Origin of the sequence: Streptomyces sp. NBC_01275 (genome assembly GCF_026340655.1) — a bacterium.
Lineage (GTDB): Bacteria > Actinomycetota > Actinomycetes > Streptomycetales > Streptomycetaceae > Streptomyces.
This window is the reverse complement of the sequence record NZ_JAPEOZ010000001.1, coordinates 2,972,039-2,989,241: the sequence shown is the minus strand read 5'-3', so window position 1 is coordinate 2,989,241 and position 17,203 is coordinate 2,972,039. Positions and strand designations below refer to the sequence as shown.

The following is a 17,203-nucleotide window of genomic DNA, read 5'->3' as shown; positions in this document are numbered from 1 at the left end:
CGGGGACACCGTCGAGGAAGCAAGTCTGGCGGACCCCTCTATCGAAACACCCCCGCGTCGGCGAGGAGAAGTCGCAGCCGACTTGTGTTAAGCGGGCGCGGAACCCCGCCGGAGTCGACTGTGAGCGTCGGCGAGTGTTGCCAGGACTACACCACATGCTGTGGCGACGGAGGGGCTCGGCCGAAGGACCAGGATCACGACGATCAGAAGGATGAGCAGCGGGAGTGACCAGGGACGGGACCCAGGCGATAACGGGAGTTGAGACTTGCTCTGTGACAAGGCTGTCTCCTCGGTGCGGCGACGAGAACCGTGCGGACCCCTTCGACGATGCCTGGAGGAGACGCGTGATCACAAGAGGGCCATCAAGCCTGGCTGACTGCTTCTATCTTCCAGCTGGGCGACACCTCCATGTTGCTTTGACGGTTGGGGAGAGAAGTACTCAGGACGATCCTTTTCTGGGCACCACTGTCAGTGCTGGCTGTTTCACTGTGTCCACAGTCTCGGTCCTCATGGTTTGGGGAGTTGAGCTACGCACTACATGAGGTGGGCGAACACAATGGATGGGGGATAGCAAGGATGGCAGGAAACTTCGACTTACGGAATGAACCGTGGATTCCGGTTCGCTTGGCTGACGGCGCGTCCATGCGGGTGGGGCTGCGGGAGTTGTTCCTGCGTGCCCACGAGATCACCGATGTGGAGTTGCCGGTGCCGCCGGCGGCGTCCGGGCTGATGCGCCTGCTCGCGGTGATGACCGCGCGCATCGCCTGTGACGAGGAGGGTGTGCGCCTGGACGACGAGGACACGGCGGAGGAGGTCGCCGAGTGGATCGACCTGCGCAACCGGGTCCTGGCGGCGAGGCGCTTCGATCCCGTGGCCGTGGACGAGTACCTGGACATGAAGGCGCCGGCCGGGTCCTTCGATCTGTTCGATCCGGTGCGGCCCTTCCTGCAGGATCCGCGGCTGGTCGCGGAGTGCGTGGACGCGCAGGGCGGGCCGAACCCGTCGGGTGTGAACAAGCTGGTCTTCGGGCGGCCCACCGGCGTCAACGGGGCCGTGCTGTTCGGGCACTTCACGGACAGCGACCCGGTGAGCGTGCCGGCGGCGGAGGCGGCCTGGCATCTGCTCGCGCAGCTCTACTACGGGCCGGCGGGGCAGTGCACCCCGCGCCGTATCACCGAGGTGCGCACCGGCAGCACGGACGCGGGACCGCTGCGCAAGTCGGTCTCGTATCACGCCTGGGCCCCGGATCTGTTCACCAGCCTGGTCCTTGCCGTCCCCGTGCCGGACGGCGGCCTCGACGCGGAGGCGGCGGACGAGTGCCCGTGGGAGGCGAAAGACCTTCCCGACCCCCTCGCCCCTTCAGCCGAACTCACCTGGCCGGGACGGCTGTTGACTGGGAGGTTCCGGCAGGCGGTCCTGCTGGTGCCCTCCGAGGACCGCACCGCGGTCACCGACGCCTATCTCACGTGGTCCACCCACGAGCCCCGGCACACCGCGCGCGACCCGTACGTCATCCTCGACCGCGACAGGGAGGGCCAGCTGCACCTGCGGGAAGCGGACGGCGGGCGGGCGGTGTGGCGGGACGTGGACGCGCTGCTGCTGAAGGACGCCGGCCGACCCACGCTGAGGCCGCACAGCCTCAACAGCCTTCCACCACAGCTGCGTTCTTGTCTCTCGGTCCGGGCGTACGGCTTCCACCAGGACGGCAAGCAGACCGACACGACCTGGTTCGAGGCCACCACCCCGCCCGTCCTGCAGTGGCAGGAGGAGGCCGACCCGCGCATGGCCCGCCATCTGGCCCGCTGCCACCAGGCGGCCGAGGACGTCGGCGCACGCCTCGACTACGCCGCGCGCCTGGCCTGGAAACTCGCCACCGACACCGGCGCCATCGCCGCGCCCAAGGTCAGACTCGACCGGCGCAAGCCCGGCCCCTGGGCCGAGGCCGCGCTTCGCCGCTACTGGCCCGCTGCCGAGCGGGAGTTCTGGCAGATGGCAGTCCCGCAACGCTGCGACAGCCCGCCGCTGCCGCCGCTGATCCAGACCGCGCTCACGGCGCTCGACGACGCCATCGGCCCCGCAAACAGGGCCGACATCCGCGTCGCCCGCGCCCGCAACCGTGCCCGCGCGGCTGTACGCGCTCTGCTGCGCGCCGCTGCCTGACCACACCCGCTCCGTCTCCGCTTCGAGGAGTCCCCATATGAGTACTGCACCCCTCTCTGCGGCCTCCGCGCCGCCGGCCAAGGAGCCACGGCGGTCGGACGGGTTCGTCGCCTACGTCCTGTCGCTGTGCGAGAACAAGCGGGCCCAGGCGGACCTGCGCACCGGCCTGGGGCGGCCGGTGGACCGCTGCAACTACCTCCACCGTCACCTCGTGCGCTGCCTGCCCGAGCGGATGCACGGCGACTCCCGGCGCGCCCACTACGCGGTGGCCGCCCTGATCGCGGCCCGGCCCCGGTCGGCGCGCCTTGCGGAGGCGGAACGGGCCGAGGGCGTCGAGACCGCGCCGTCGTGGTTCGCGCGGCCGAACCTCGGCGCCAGCCTGGCCGCCGCGGTCAACGCCCAGGTCATCAAGCCCGATTCCGCCGAGGGCGACCTGCACCTGTTCGCCCGGCAGAGCAGCGACGCCCTGCACCTGCGCCTGCCCGCGCTCACCCGGCACCTGCTGGGCGGTGGCATCGCCGTCGACTGGGCGGTGCTGCTGGAAGACCTCGCCCGGTGGGACCGCGAGCGCGACCGGATCGCCACCAGCTGGCTGGAGAGATACTTCCGCACCCTCGGCCCCCAGGACGGCGACGCCCTCGGCGAGGACGACACCACCACTGCGACCTTCGACCTGCACGAGGAGAACATCTGATGTCCCTGTTCCTGGACCTGAGCGCCGTCCAGTCGGTACCGGCCGCCAACCTCAACCGCGACGACCTCGGCTCGCCCAAGACCGTCCGCTACGGCAACGCCTCCCGGGTCCGCGTCTCCAGCCAGTCCTGGAAACGCGTCATCCGCCACGGCGTCGAGGAGGACCTGGGGGAGAAGGCCGCCCGCACCCGGCAGGTGCCCGTCAAGGTCCGCCAGGCGCTCCAGGCACAGGGGTGGCCGGAGGAGCTGGCGGAGTTCGCCGGTGCGCAGGTCGCCGCGAGCGCCGGGAAGAAGGGCATCGGGACGGAGAAGGGCGGCCACACCTCGGTCCTGCTGTTCCTGCCGGAGAGCGGGCTGGAGGAACTCGTCGAGGTCTGCGTCGAGCACCGGGACGCCCTGGAGCAGAACCTGGGCAAGAAGAAGCCGCCGGCGCTGCTGCCGGCCGACCGCATCGAGGAGATCCTCAAGCGGCGCACCGCCTCCATCAGCCTGCTCGGGCGGATGCTGGCCGAACTGCCCGGCGCCAACGTCGACGGCGCGGCCCAGGTCGCCCACGCCTTCACCACGCACGCCGCCGAGCCGCAGCGCGACTACTTCACCGCCGTGGACGACTGGCTCGGCGCAGCCGACACCGGCAGCGGCCACCTTGACACCAGCGAGTTCAGCGCCGGCGTCTTCTACCGCTACGCCACCGTCAACGTCGACGACCTGCTCGCCAACCTCGGCGGCGACCGCAAGGCCGCCCGCACGGTCCTCGGCTCTTTCGCCGAGCACTTCCTGCTCTCCCTGCCGCAGGCGAAGAAGAACAGCACCGCCCCCCACACCGTGCCCGATCTCGCCTACCTCGCCGTGCGCACGCAGCGTCCCCTTTCCCTGGCCGCCGCCTTCGAGACCCCGGTCAAGGACAAGGACGGTCAAGGCGGCTTCGCGCGCGCCTCCCGCGCTGCGCTGGCCGCATACGCCGGCAGCCTCAACCGTCTCACCGGCGACCGGCATCGGCCCTTTCACGGCCACGCCGCCGTCGACGACCCCACCGCGGACCTGGCCGCTCTCGGGACGGCGCACGAGTCGTTCTACGGCCTGATCGACGCGGCACTCGACGCGGCCCTGCCCGCCGGGGGACAGGCGTGAGCGGGCTGGTCCTGCGGCTGGCCGGACCCTTGCAGTCCTGGGGCGAACGCTCGGCGTTCCTCCTGGACCGCGACACCGCCCCTTTCCCCACCCGCTCCGCCATGATCGGCATGTTCGCCGCCGCCGAAGGCGTCCCCCGCCACGACACCGCGGCTCTGGAACGCTACGAAGACCTGGAGTTCACCGTCCGCGTCGACCGGCCCGGGACCCGGCTCGTCGACTACCACACCGCCGGCGGCGGGAAGCCCAGGGACGAGACCGCGGCCACCAGCGGCGGCAGCAACAAAGGCGCCGCCGTCATCACCCACCGCCACTACCTGACCGACGCCGTCTTCGTCGTCGCCGTCACTGGCCCCGACACCACCACCGACCACATCGCCCAGGCGCTGCACCAGCCGCACTGGGCGCCCTACCTGGGCCGCCGCTCCTGCGTCCCCGACGAGCCCCTCCTCCTGCGCACCCGGGCAGACGACCCGGCCGCGGAACTGCTCCACCACGTCCCCCTGAGCCCGGACCCGGCACGGCCGGCACCCCACGACGGCACCGTCCCAATCGCCTTCCTCCGGGAACGCCCACCCCTGTCGGCACAGGACGAGGCCGACGTCGTCACCGTCCAGGACGTGCCCCGCAGCTTCGACCCCCACGGCCGCCGCCACGACCGGCGCCGCCTGCACCGCACCGTCGAACACCTCCCCGCCCGCCTCGCCGCCAGCCCCCACGCCCTCCACGACCGCCTGATCGACTACGCCACGAAGGAGACCGCCGCATGAACGCGCGCGCGGCCCTCGCCCGCATCCGCCTCAACCCCCAGCACCGAGCGGTCCAACGCGACCTGCGCGACGCCGCCGAGATGCACCGCACCCTGATGCGGCTCGTCCCCGACAACCTCGGCACGTCCCCCCGCCAGAGCGCCGCACTGCTCTACCGCCTCGACGAGACCGACACCACCAGCACCCTCCTCGTCCAAGCCGCCACCCTCGACCTCACCCACCTGCCCGACGGCTACGGCCACAGCGACGTCAAAGACCTCACCCCCATGTTCCACGCCCTCAAAAAGAACCTCGCCGTCCGCTACCGCATCACCGTCAACCCGGTCAAAACCCAACGCCTGCCCCTCGACCGCAAAGGCCAACGCGGACAGCGCATCCCCCTCACCGGCGCGGACGCCGACCAGTGGTGGACCCGCCGCGCAGCCGAAGCCGGACTCGCCCTCCACACCCTGCTCCCCACCCCCCTCACCCCCACACGCCACCACACCCAAGGCCACCAGCCCACGCACCACCACCTCGTGCGCTACGACGGCACCGCCGCCGTCACCGACCCCGACGCCCTCGCCCACGCCATCCTGACCGGCATCGGACGCGCCAAGTCCTACGGAGCCGGCCTCCTCAGCCTCGCCCCCGCCGCATGAACACGCCCGACACCGGCGGCCAGGCCCGCAGACGCCTGGCCGCCCCCACCCTCGCCATGCTCCCGCGCATCGCCGACTCCCTGTCCTTCCTGTACCTCGACATGGTCCGCATCGTCCAGGACGACACCGGCGTCTGCGCCCAGATCAAGACCGACGCCCACCGCACCGACACCGTCTACATCCCCACCGCCGCCCTCACCTGCCTCCTCCTGGGCCCCGGCGTCTCCATCACCACCCGCGCCCTGACCACCCTCGCCCGCCACGGCACCAGCGTCGTGTGCACCGGAGCCGGCGCAGTACGCGCCTACGCCGGCATCCTGCCCGACTCCCTCACCACCCACTGGCTCGAACAACAGGTCAACGCCTGGTCCGACCCCCGACGACGACTCGACGTCGCCACCCGCATGTACGAGAAACGCTTCGGGGAAGACACCGTCCCCGAGAACACCGCCCTCGCCCAACTACGCGGTATGGAGGGCCAACGCATGAAAGCCCTCTACAGACTCCTCGCCCAAAAACACGGCATCGGCCGCTTCCGCCGCAACTACCACCCCGACCAGTGGCACCAGCAAGACCCCGTCAACCTCGCCCTCTCCGCCGCCAACACCTGCCTCTACGGCATCGTCCACGCAGCCCTCCTCGCCCTGGGCTGCTCACCCGCCCTCGGCTTCGTCCACACAGGCACCCAGCACGCCTTCGTCTACGACATCGCCGACCTCTACAAAGCCGACACCACCCTCCCCCTCGCCTTCTCCCTCCACCAGTCAGCCCACCCCGAACAAGAAGCCCGCCGCAAATTCCGGGAGGACCTCCGCCTCATCCGGCTCCTGCCCCGCATCGTCCACGACATCCAAACCCTCCTCACCCCAGGCGCCGACAGCGACGACGACTCCAACGAACGCCAAGACGTCCGCCTCGTCCACCTCTGGGACCCCAAGACAGGCGTACTGCCCGCCGGCGTGAACTACGCACCGGGAGGAGGATGAGATGCCGTCCATGCTCGTCATCGCCACCACCGCCGTTCCCGATCACCTCCGCGGCGCTCTGAGCAGATGGACCACCGAAGTCGTCCCCGGCATCTTCGTCGGCACCGTCTCCGCCCGCGTACGCGACCAGCTCTGGGACAACGTCACCGACGTCGTCGGCGACGGGGCCGCCGTACTCATCCACCCCGCCCCCACGGAACAGGGCTACGCCCTGCGCACAGCAGGCACCCGTCGGCGCGTGCCCATGGACTTCGACGGCCTCACCCTCATTCGGATGACTGCGCTTGCCGAGCCGCCAATCACGGCAAAGAGAGGGCAAAGCGCGGACTAAAGTGCAGGTGGCGAAGTGTGGTCCCCGCCGACGCGGGGGTGAACCGTCCCTGGCCCTCACGTACTCGGTGGAGACGGTGTGGTCCCCGCCGACGCGGGGGTGAACCGGTCGGCAGTGCATTCAGCGCGGCCTGCTTCTCGTGGTCCCCGCCGACGCGGGGGTGAACCGTTCCCCGGGGCGTCGACCGCCTACTTCTACCAGTGGTCCCCGCCGACGCGGGGGTGAACCGATCTGGTCGAGGAACGCCTGGAACGAGATGGCGTGGTCCCCGCCGACGCGGGGGTGAACCGCGCGTGCGGGCCCTGCACCGGCAGGAGTACGAGTGGTCCCCGCCGACGCGGGGGTGAACCGTTCGGGGTGTCGAACGCTGAGACCCGGATCGTGTGGTCCCCGCCGACGCGGGGGTGAACCGGGCCAGTTCGTGATCGTGCCCGAGGACATGCTGTGGTCCCCGCCGACGCGGGGGTGAACCGTGATCGTGGTGCGGATCGGCGCCGTGTACCCCGTGGTCCCCGCCGACGCGGGGGTGAACCGGCCGCGGTATGAGCGCCCGTACTCCGGAGCCGGTGGTCCCCGCCGACGCGGGGGTGAACCGGCCTACGCCATCGAGCGCAAGGGCCAGCAGGCGTGGTCCCCGCCGACGCGGGGGTGAACCGGCCGAGGCCCAGGTCGCCAAGACGCTGTGCACGTGTGGTCCCCGCCGACGCGGGGGTGAACCGTAGGCGATGAACTCGATCGAGTCGCCGTACCACCGTGGACCTCGATCCGGCGCCGCTGAGGTGGTCCCCGCCGACGCGGGGGTGAACCGTTGATTTCTTCGGTCCACTCGGAGGGCTTGGCGTGGTCCCCGCCGACGCGGGGGTGAACCGGTGGCCGTCACCACCAGAGGGGCGAAGGCGAAGTGGTCCCCGCCGACGCGGGGGTGAACCGACTCTGGTCTCCCTCGCCGGGTACGCCGAGGGGTGGTCCCCGCCGACGCGGGGGTGAACCGTCCTGCTGGGTCATGTTGTGCTGGGCCTTGGAGTGGTCCCCGCCGACGCGGGGGTGAACCGTGGGTGATCGACTGGGGGTCGATGCCGAGGACGTGGTCCCCGCCGACGCGGGGGTGAACCGTGGGTGATCGACTGGGGGTCGATGCCGAGGACGTGGTCCCCGCCGACGCGGGGGTGAACCGGCGTAGCTCCCCTTCGGCCCGAACCCCCAGGTGTGGTCCCCGCCGACGCGGGGGTGAACCGTCTCGTCTTCGGGCTCTGCGACTGCGCACCGGGTGGTCCCCGCCGACGCGGGGGTGAACCGCCCAGCCGCGTCGCCGCGGCGCTCGCCCTCTCGTGGTCCCCGCCGACGCGGGGGTGAACCGGACTTGATGGCCCCGGCGAACTGCGTGAGCAGGTGGTCCCCGCCGACGCGGGGGTGAACCGACGTCCGACTGCTGCGCCTGCTCAGCATCGAAGTGGTCCCCGCCGACGCGGGGGTGAACCGTCGCCGCAGTAGGCGGCCATCAGCGCCGACACGTGGTCCCCGCCGACGCGGGGGTGAACCGGCGAGGCAGATGTCCGCGCCGAGCCGGACCATGTGGTCCCCGCCGACGCGGGGGTGAACCGACCACGGCCAGGGCTGTGAGCTGCGCATCGCCGTGGTCCCCGCCGACGCGGGGGTGAACCGGCCTTCTCGAGCGACGCGATCGCCACGTCCGGGTGGTCCCCGCCGACGCGGGGGTGAACCGCACTCGGACGGCTGGACAACCCCATCCTCCAAGTGGTCCCCGCCGACGCGGGGGTGAACCGCGTGGTGGGTCTTGCCGACGCCGACGGGCCCGGTGGTCCCCGCCGACGCGGGGGTGAACCGAACGTCGTCATCTCAATCTGCCCGGACCTCAGGTGGTCCCCGCCGACGCGGGGGTGAACCGGTGCCGCTCGGCATGTCAGGCCACCTCCTTCAGTGGTCCCCGCCGACGCGGGGGTGAACCGAAACTCCGATGAACGCCCAGCCTGCGGCGGTGGTGGTCCCCGCCGACGCGGGGGTGAACCGACGCTCCAGGGCATCGGCGGCGACACGGGCGTGTGGTCCCCGCCGACGCGGGGGTGAACCGTCGCCGTTCATCCGCTGCCTGGCCACCGAGGAGTGGTCCCCGCCGACGCGGGGGTGAACCGTGACCGAACTCCAGCCGGACACGGGCGAAGTGGTGGTCCCCGCCGACGCGGGGGTGAACCGCTGCGGTTCTCCATGCCCTTGGTGAAGTCGCTGTGGTCCCCGCCGACGCGGGGGTGAACCGTCCTTGGCTGCTGTCTACCGACACCGTCTGTCGTGGTCCCCGCCGACGCGGGGGTGAACCGAAGCGGAAGAAGACCAAGCCCGGCAAGCCCCGGTGGTCCCCGCCGACGCGGGGGTGAACCGGCGTAGCTCCCCTTCGGCCCGAACCCCCAGGTGTGGTCCCCGCCGACGCGGGGGTGAACCGCCGGGTGACCTGGATCCGTCGGCGGCCAGGTAGTGGTCCCCGCCGACGCGGGGGTGAACCGCCCCGTCTTCGCCACAGCGGCCCGCAGGCCCGGTGGTCCCCGCCGACGCGGGGGTGAACCGTCGTCGTAGCGGATCGCGTTGGTCGACTCGCCGTGGTCCCCGCCGACGCGGGGGTGAACCGACGTGACCACCACCGTGTACGTCACCCGAGGCGTGGTCCCCGCCGACGCGGGGGTGAACCGATGGTGGGGGGTAGTAACTACACCTCGCAGACGTGGTCCCCGCCGACGCGGGGGTGAACCGTCCGCAGGTCAAGGACCCGATCCGGTGCAGGCGTGGTCCCCGCCGACGCGGGGGTGAACCGGTCCGCGTCCTGTCCGGCGACCGCACCCGCCTGTGGTCCCCGCCGACGCGGGGGTGAACCGCAGGGCCAGTGAGGCGGCGGAAGAAACCGGGAGTGGTCCCCGCCGACGCGGGGGTGAACCGGTGCGGGGGATGCTTGCCAACCATGTGGAGATGTGGTCCCCGCCGACGCGGGGGTGAACCGCTCGCTGAACTCGACCTGGACGGCTTGTATAAGTGGTCCCCGCCGACGCGGGGGTGAACCGCCAGCCCGTGACGAAGAGGTGCGAGACAGGCTGTGGTCCCCGCCGACGCGGGGGTGAACCGGTGCGGGGGATGCTTGCCAACCATGTGGAGATGTGGTCCCCGCCGACGCGGGGGTGAACCGCTCGCTGAACTCGACCTGGACGGCTTGTATAAGTGGTCCCCGCCGACGCGGGGGTGAACCGCCAGCCCGTGACGAAGAGGTGCGAGACAGGCTGTGGTCCCCGCCGACGCGGGGGTGAACCGTCGTGGTGGAGGGGCCAGAGTTCGAAGCCGAGGTGGTCCCCGCCGACGCGGGGGTGAACCGCGGGTAGCTTCCACCGTGTGAGCACCGACTTCGTGGTCCCCGCCGACGCGGGGGTGAACCGACGACGTCCTGCCAGACCTCGGCCAGGCCGCCGTGGTCCCCGCCGACGCGGGGGTGAACCGCCCGGGACTTGGCCGCCGACGTCGTCAGCTTCGTGGTCCCCGCCGACGCGGGGGTGAACCGGTCCACCGGACCCTGAAGGCGGAAGGGCTGGCGTGGTCCCCGCCGACGCGGGGGTGAACCGACCTGAGAGGAGGTGACAGCAGATGACCACACGTGGTCCCCGCCGACGCGGGGGTGAACCGGTCCGCGACCTCGTCACCGGCCTGGTCACCACGTGGTCCCCGCCGACGCGGGGGTGAACCGACGATCGAGAACCGCGTCCAGCCCTGGCCCTAGTGGTCCCCGCCGACGCGGGGGTGAACCGTGGAGGCGCAGACCGTACGCGCCGAAGTCGCCATGGTCCCGCCGACGCGGGGGTGAACCGGTCTTCAACCGCGACGGTTGGGTCTGTTAGCTGTGGTCCCCGCCGACGCGGGGGTGAGCCGCTGATCACCGGGGAGTGGCCAGCGCCCCAGCTGTGGTCCCCGCCAACGCGGGGGTGCCTCTGTGCGTTGGAAGGGAAATCCGCTGCGTGTGGGTTCGAATCCCGTCCTTCAGCTGGCGCGATCGTCCTCCGTGCCTTCAGCGCCAGTCTGTCGGGCCTCATTGAGGCCGAGTTGAGGCCGCAAGGACAGGAACAGACTGACAAGGGCTGAGGAGCATCCACATGGGTAACCGCATCTGACCTGCGAAAACGCCAAGGATCAGCATGGATCGACAAGGACCGCCAAGATCCCCAAAGGACTCATAATCCGTCGGCCGTGGGTTCGAGTCCCACCCGCCCCACCTGCGCAGGCTCTGACCTGCGGAAACGTTCATTTTTGGGTGTCGGACCGTCAACTTTGCCTGAACGGACTGAATCCGCTGCTCGTGGGTTTGGAGTCGGGCGTTGCTCGGGGGAGCTCCGCCCCCTGACCTGCGGGTGAGTAGATGATCGAGGGTGTCGCTCGCGGCCTGGGCGACTGCCTTGAGGGCCGATGCCAGGACCCAGGGGCCGTACAGGGGCCGGGACGGCGCGGGCGTTTCCAGGCCGACGGTGTCTCCGGGGCGATTCGTTGTCCGTTTTACCGTTGCGTGGGCATCGGGTGGACATCCTTCGTACGGCCAGTCGAATGCCGGACCAGCGGAGAGGGCGGCGCGGCTGCCGGTACGTCTGGGTTCGCAGAAGAGGAAAGGGCACTGCAGGGTCGTCGGCGGCCTGTTTCCGGAGCCGTCCGCCCGGTGAGGCGGCCGGGGCCGCGCAGGAGGTCTGAACCAGCTGTCGCTGTGAACTGGCCCCCGCCCCGTGGACATGGCCCTCGGCGGTCCATGAGCCGATCATGTCCGTGTGAGGACATCGCAGACGGGTGAGTCAGTTCTGTCGTGGGCCGTGGATCGCGGTCCTTCGCCAACGGTGCGGCCGTCGGCCGTCGCGCGGGCGGCCGTGAAGAGCTCGTCGCGCGGGGCATCCTTGAGCAGTTGACCTGCGCCGCCTCGATCGTCGGCAGGGTCTCGAAGTCGGCGTCGAAGCCGACAATGGCGGGAACGACGTGGGGCCGTCCTTTCGGCGTGACGTTCTGGCCCCCGGGGAGCCACGCTCTCGTTCTCGCTGAACGCGGAGGCCGTCACGACACTTCGGCGAGGCTGTCGAGCACGCGCGAGTCGAAGTACTCCTCGATCCGTGCCACGAGCCCGTCGGAGTCGACCTCCAGCCGCATCATCGCCGGCATTCGGAACCGGCCTCCGGAGTGGAGCACCGCGGTCAGCGTGTACTGCAGGAACGCCTGCGAGCCGACTGTCGTGATGCGTCGGTCCTCGTAGCCCCGGCTCGTCGAGAGGGCACAGAGGTGACCGAGCATCGCAGCCATGGCATGGACGTCCTGCTCGATCTCGTCGAAGTTGTGCCAGGTGAGCGCGTCGGGTGCGAAGCAGCGGCGCACCTCGTCCATGTCGCCCTGCTCGATCGCGGTCAGCAAGGTGTTCACCACGCTGAAGTCCGTGGGGTCCGGTTCTTTGCCCGACATCTTTCCTCGGTTCTCTTGGCCGCGCGGTGCGGCAATGCGTCCTGGACTTGGGTCCAGCTCTTTATGGCTGGGGCTCAGCGCCGGGCCTCGGCCACCCGGCCTTTGCGGGCGCGTTCGGCGCGGTACCTGGCGAACCGCTGGAGTGCGGACGGATTGTCGGTCGAGCTGCGGTCGGCCACCTGCTCGATCTCGGTGCCCTCCAGGATGCGCTTGACCGGGACCTGGAGCTCTTCTTGCCGGTGATGGTGTGCGGGACCGCGCCTTGATCCTTCTCTGCACCATGCCGATGGAGCGAGCGCCTCCGGTATGTCGTCAGACGGCCTTCAGGAGCCGACGGGGCAACAGCGTGAGCCATGAGAACCCCCCCGGCGAAGGGTCTATGGGGCGATCAACTTCGGCTCTTCGCCGAGGGTCCCTTGTCTGGTCAGCTCACGCCGTGCTGATGCATCTTTGCTGCTGCCTCAGTCGGTGAGCTGCATCTGCATCTGCAGTTGCAGCAGTTCCTCGACGTGCCGGATCTCGACGATCCGGCCGTCGACCACACGCGCGAGATCGATGCCGGAGCAGGTCACGTCACGGCCGGTCGCGGGCAGTCCGAACCAAGGACCGGTATGGGTCGCTGTGATCACCCACTGGGAGACGACCCAGCCGTCGTCGGTCTCGGCCTGGTAGACGATCTCGTGGTGAGGGTTGGTGAACCCGTCGCGCATGGCGGCGACCATTGCCTTCATCCCCTCGATCGCCGAGGGAGCCCCTGGGGGCAGGTTGTGGTCGATGAGATCGGGCGAGACCAGGGTATCCAGCGCAGCCATATCTCCCGCGTCGAAGGCGGCGAATACGCGGGTAGGGACATCGCGGGCGGAGGTGGGTTGGCTGTTCATCAGGGGTTTTCCTCTCACTGCGGTGTGCCGGCTTTCGAAGTTGGTCAGGCTGTGGGGTTGGGGTAGAAGGCGTTGATCTCGGCCAGGACGCGGTCGGGTGCTTCGTGGAGGAGGAAGTGTCCGGCGCCGGGGACGTCGGCGGAGGTGGCGTGGGGGGCGGCGTCCTGGAGGGGCGGCAGGACCATGTCGGCGAGGCCGGCCTGGGTGATCATGCGCACCGGGATGGTCAGCGGGGTCTCCTGGAACTTGGTGTTGTCGGCCTCGTCCTGGGTCTCGGTCCGGTAGAGCTCGAAGCCGGCGTGCAGGACCTGGGGGCGGGAGTACAGCCGGACGAACTCGGCCATTTCGTCGGCGGAGATGTTCTCGCCGGCGGTCTTCATCCCCTGGAAGAAGTGGGTGAGGAAGGTCTCGACCCGGCCGGTGACCAGTTCCTCGGCGAGGGGACGCTGCTTGTTGAAGGAGAAGTGCCAGAACATCGACTCGATGGCGGCGAACTTCAGGTTCTTGCCGGTCAGGCCGTAGTCCATGAGGAACAGGCCTGCTATCTGCTCGCGGTACTGGGCGGCCAGCGGGTAGGCGACGCTGACGCCGAAGTCGTGGGCGACGACCTGCACGTTCTCGTGGTGGCCGAGGTGGACGAGCAGTTTGTGGACGTAGGTGGCCAGGACCGCCTTGGTCCTGGAGGACGGGTTCCCGGTCGAGTCGCCCAGGCCCGGCAGGTCGATGGCGATGACGGTGCGGCCGGGCAGCAGCGAGGGCATGACCTGGCGGTACTCGTACCAGCTCTGCGGCCAGCCGTGCAGCAGCACCATGACCTGCGGGCCGTCGCCGCCGATGACGTAGTGCATCTGTACGTCGTCGATGGTGGTGAAGCCGTGCCGGAAGAGCTTGTTGAACTCGGCGTCGTCCTTGGTCGCCGTGTCGTAGCCGGGGCTGAGCGGCTCCTCCGACCCGACGGTCAGGGCGGTCGTGGAAGCTGTGGTGGAAGCGTTCATGATGGTGCGTCCTTTGTGGTGGTGGGTGCCGTCATGCACGGCGATACGGCTGGAGGCCTCCGCTGGTCGAGAACTCTGCGCGGAGCGCGAGCGCCGGGACCTTCAGGGGGAGTGCGGCCGCCCGGGGTGGGCGGTCAGACGGCGATGCCGCCGTCGACGTTCCAGCTGGTTCCGGTGATGAAGTGGGCTTCGGGGCCGGCGAGATAGGCGACGGCGCTGGCGATGTCGGCGGGCTCGGCGAAGTGGTCGAGCGGCATGAGCTGTTTCAGGGATTCCGCGTACGGGCCTGAGTCAGGGGTCATGTCCGTGGTGGTGGGGCCGGGCTGCACGTTGTTGACGGTGATGCCGTGCGGACCGAGTTCGCGGGCCAGGCCGCGGGTGAGACCGGCGACAGCGGCTTTCGTCAGGGCGTAGACGGTTGCGCCGGGGAAGGGGACGCGGTCGACGATGACGCTGCCGATGGTGATGATGCGACCCCCTTGACCGAGGTGGGGAGCGGCGGCCTGGACGGCGCTGAACACGCCCCGGACGTTGACCGCGATGAGCCGGTCGAACTCCTCCAGGGGGAAGTCCTCGATCGGCGCGGCGTGGGAGATGCCGGCGTTGTTGACGAGGATGTCCAATCCGCCGAAATGCTCCGTGGTGCGGCTGACCGCGGCCCGGACGGCTTCGTGGTCCGCGTTGTCCGCCTGTACGGCCAGGGCGCCTGTCGCCTCGGCCATGGCGTCGGCCTGGTTCTCGGCGCTGGCGTAGGTGAAGGCGACCTGGGCGCCGTCGGCGGTCAGACGGCGCACGATCGCGGCGCCGATTCCCCGGGACCCGCCCGTGACCAGGGCGGTTTTGCCTTCGAGGGGCCGTACACCGGACTGGGTGGTTCCGGGGGCGAGCTGGGTGCCCATAAGGGTCTCCGATTCCTTCAACACGTCACTTGCGAACCGAACCGCTCGGTTACTATATGCATGATGACATTAACCTGAGCAAGCGCGGGATTCCTTCCGTGGCGGCGAACTTTTCTCAAGGAGGCTTCGATGCCCAGCACGGGACGGCCCCGGTCCTTCGACACCGACGAGGCGCTGGAGGTGGCGATGCGGGTGTTCTGGGCCGAGGGTTACGAGGGTGCCTCGCTCGCCGCGCTGACCGAGGCCATGGGGATCAACCGGCGCAGCATCTACGCCGCCTTCGGCAACAAGGAAGAGCTGTTCCGCAAGGCCGTCGATCGCTATGTGCAGGGCCCGGGAGCCTTTGTGGCCCCGGCTCTTGAGCTTCCCACCGCCCGGCAGGTGGCCGAGGCGATGCTGCACGGAGCCGTGGACGCCCACACCGCGCCCGGCTGCCCGCGCGGCTGCCTGCTGGTGCAGTCCGCGCTGGCCGCCGGCCCGGAAAGCGAACCGGTCCGCCGCGACCTGGCCGAACGCCGGGAAGCCGGAGTGGCCGCCCTGCGGAAACGGTTCGAACAAGCCCAGGCCGAGGGTGACCTGCCACTCACCGCCGACCCGGAAACCCTCGCCCGCTATGTGAACACCGTCGGGCAGGGCCTCGCCGTGCAGGCCGCCGGCGGCGCCAGCCGAGAAGACATGCACCGCGTCGCCGACCAAGCCCTCAGTACGTGGCCAAGCCCGTGATCGGCAAATTGAAGATCGTTGCTGAGTCCGGCGATGGGACCTACGTACTCGGCTGACCCGATTGACGCGCCGCTACCCAGGTCGATGCGCAGTTCGGTGGGCGGGATCGCCTCGTGACGTCAGGGATGATGCTCCACCCCGGTGGCCTGGGACGGAGCATCGTCGCGTCGGTAAGGGACTCCGCTGCACGAAGGGTTCCAGCCCCTCGGCTGAACAGGGCGGACGCGGCTGCTGCCGTGGCAAGCGTCCAACTTATCGACGCCCAGGGGACATTGAGGGGCCACAAGGACAGGAACAGGCCGACAAGCACTGCACAGGGCGACGCTGATCAGCACGTCTGACCTGCAAGAACGGCGTGAATCGGCAATGATCGGCAAGGGCCGCCAAGATCCTCAATGGACTCATAATCCGTCGGCCGTGGGTTCGAGTCCCACCCGCCCCACCTGCGCAGGCTTCTGACCTGCTGAAACGTTCGTTTTTGGGTGTCGGACCGTCAACTTTGCCTGAACGGACTGAATCCGCTGCTCGTGGGTTTGGAGTCCGGCGGCGCTCGGGGAAGTTTGAACCCCTCTGACCTGCGGTGGAGCAGGTGATCCAGGTTGTCGCTCGCGGTCCGGGCGACTGCCCTGAGGGCCGATGTCAAGCCCCAGGGGCCGTACAGGGGCCGGGGCGGCGGGTGCGCGAGCGAGAGTAGGGCGACGTCGGCTGTTCACCGTGCTGTGGAGACGCTGGCGCCTTCGTGTCGCTCGACCCGTGATGTCTCGTCCAGGAGTGTCGGCGGCCTGCTGGCTGATGGCGCACCTGGTCTTCCGTGGCGGCAGGCGGCTGCTGAGAGCGACCTGGCGGTGGCTGATGGAGCTAGGAAACGGCCCTAAGAGGAAACTGCCCCGATGGATTACTGGCCCCTTTTGCGTGGAGCCCTGCGGCTTGACTGGTCAGGCCGGCGGGGCAGTCACCCGCAGGCGGCACGATCGGCGGCCCGGTGTCGGTGAGCACGTCCAGGAGGACCTGGCGGCGTTCGGTGTACGGCACCCGGCAGCCAAGCTGTTGGGCAATCGGGTCGGTAGTGAGGGACGCAGAGCCCGGGGAGCTTGCGGGCAGCGGTCGGCGACGAGACGTTCCCGTGCCGCACGCCGGGCCCGGCGGGGCTGCGCGGTCAGGTCGGCACCCGCCCGGAGCGGGTCGAAAGCAACAAAGTGGGTCGGCCGCTGTTCGGCCGCATGGACGGTGACCGATGCACTGCGGTGAACGCGCTGCTGAAGACGCTCGTAGGCCAGCCGGTCCCTCCTCCCACGCCACATTGGTGTAGCTCAGCGCCATTCAGTGGAGGTTCAGTCACTGGGGCAGGTGTGGTGCTGTCGCTTGAAGGGGCGATAGATCAGCCTCCTCATTGAGGATGGGCCTCTCGGAGCCGCGGCGGTACTGCGTAACTGCGCGCCGACTGTGTGGGCGCTCACTTCATTCCCCCGGGGTCGGCTCATGTATGGGGACCAGCGAGTGGCTATGCAGACTGGGCCT

At 69.8% G+C, this 17,203-nt stretch carries 12 protein-coding genes, 1 pseudogene and 1 CRISPR repeat array; of the genes and pseudogenes, 8 read left to right on the top strand and 5 right to left on the bottom strand.

All coding sequences use genetic code 11. The features are described 5' to 3' along the window. The first annotated feature begins 576 nt into the window (after positions 1-576). The 7 genes from casA to cas2e are packed head-to-tail and all read left to right on the top strand — an operon-like array spanning position 577 to position 6,712. Positions 577-2,160, top strand: a complete 1,584-nt coding sequence (gene casA, locus OG562_RS12980; protein ID WP_266396828.1) for a type I-E CRISPR-associated protein Cse1/CasA — start codon at positions 577-579, stop codon at positions 2,158-2,160. A 37-nt stretch (positions 2,161-2,197) separates the two neighbouring features. Beyond that, complete coding sequence (gene casB / locus OG562_RS12975) at positions 2,198-2,854, top strand: type I-E CRISPR-associated protein Cse2/CasB (protein ID WP_266396825.1); 657 nt, start codon at positions 2,198-2,200, stop codon at positions 2,852-2,854. Continuing rightward, positions 2,854-3,984 carry a type I-E CRISPR-associated protein Cas7/Cse4/CasC gene (gene cas7e / locus OG562_RS12970; protein ID WP_266396822.1) on the top strand — a complete coding sequence of 377 codons (1,131 nt, stop codon included), beginning with the start codon at positions 2,854-2,856 and terminating at the stop codon, positions 3,982-3,984. The genes casB and cas7e overlap by 1 nt, the downstream gene beginning before the upstream one ends. Next, positions 3,981-4,754 (top strand): type I-E CRISPR-associated protein Cas5/CasD, encoded by a 774-nt coding sequence (gene cas5e / locus OG562_RS12965; RefSeq protein WP_266396819.1) that lies wholly within the window; start codon positions 3,981-3,983, stop codon positions 4,752-4,754. Before cas7e ends, cas5e begins: the two co-directional genes overlap by 4 nt. After that, entirely contained in the window at positions 4,751-5,395 is a 645-nt protein-coding gene (gene cas6e, locus OG562_RS12960) for a type I-E CRISPR-associated protein Cas6/Cse3/CasE (RefSeq protein ID WP_266396816.1), read from the top strand. Before cas5e ends, cas6e begins: the two co-directional genes overlap by 4 nt. 56 nt (positions 5,396-5,451) lie before the next feature. Continuing rightward, a complete protein-coding gene (cas1e, locus tag OG562_RS12955; RefSeq protein WP_266409247.1) occupies positions 5,452-6,381 on the top strand; it encodes a type I-E CRISPR-associated endonuclease Cas1e in 930 nt (309 codons plus the stop codon). Position 6,382: 1 nt separating this feature from the next. Further along, positions 6,383-6,712, top strand: a complete 330-nt coding sequence (cas2e, locus tag OG562_RS12950) for a type I-E CRISPR-associated endoribonuclease Cas2e (protein ID WP_266396814.1) — start codon at positions 6,383-6,385, stop codon at positions 6,710-6,712. Positions 6,713-6,729: 17 nt separating this feature from the next. Next, a CRISPR array of direct repeats spans positions 6,730-10,691; the repeat unit is 29 nt; unit sequence GTGGTCCCCGCCGACGCGGGGGTGAACCG. Positions 10,692-11,573: 882 nt separating this feature from the next. Here the strand turns inward: cas2e and OG562_RS12945 are convergent. The 5 genes and pseudogenes from OG562_RS12945 to OG562_RS12925 form a co-directional block, all read right to left on the bottom strand. Beyond that, positions 11,574-11,692: pseudogene (locus OG562_RS12945) on the bottom strand (DNA-binding response regulator); the annotation flags it as partial. Positions 11,693-11,788: 96 nt separating this feature from the next. Further along, entirely contained in the window at positions 11,789-12,187 is a 399-nt protein-coding gene (locus OG562_RS12940) for a nuclear transport factor 2 family protein (protein ID WP_266396812.1), read from the bottom strand. Between the two features lie 461 nt (positions 12,188-12,648). Further along, on the bottom strand, positions 12,649-13,068 hold the full coding sequence (locus tag OG562_RS12935) for an ester cyclase (protein WP_266396809.1): 420 nt from the start codon (positions 13,066-13,068) through the stop codon (positions 12,649-12,651). 44 nt (positions 13,069-13,112) lie between these two features. Next, positions 13,113-14,063: an alpha/beta fold hydrolase gene (locus OG562_RS12930; protein ID WP_266396807.1), complete on the bottom strand. Its 951-nt coding sequence runs from the start codon at positions 14,061-14,063 to the stop codon at positions 13,113-13,115. A gap of 134 nt (positions 14,064-14,197) precedes the next feature. Beyond that, complete coding sequence (locus OG562_RS12925; RefSeq protein ID WP_266396804.1) at positions 14,198-14,962, bottom strand: 3-oxoacyl-ACP reductase family protein; 765 nt, start codon at positions 14,960-14,962, stop codon at positions 14,198-14,200. Positions 14,963-15,091: 129 nt separating this feature from the next. Between OG562_RS12925 and OG562_RS12920 the strand changes: the two genes are divergently transcribed. Next, the gene (locus tag OG562_RS12920) at positions 15,092-15,685 is read left to right on the top strand and encodes a TetR/AcrR family transcriptional regulator (RefSeq protein ID WP_266396802.1); all 594 of its coding nucleotides are present in this window, start codon (positions 15,092-15,094) and stop codon (positions 15,683-15,685) included. Positions 15,686-17,203 lie beyond the last annotated feature (1,518 nt).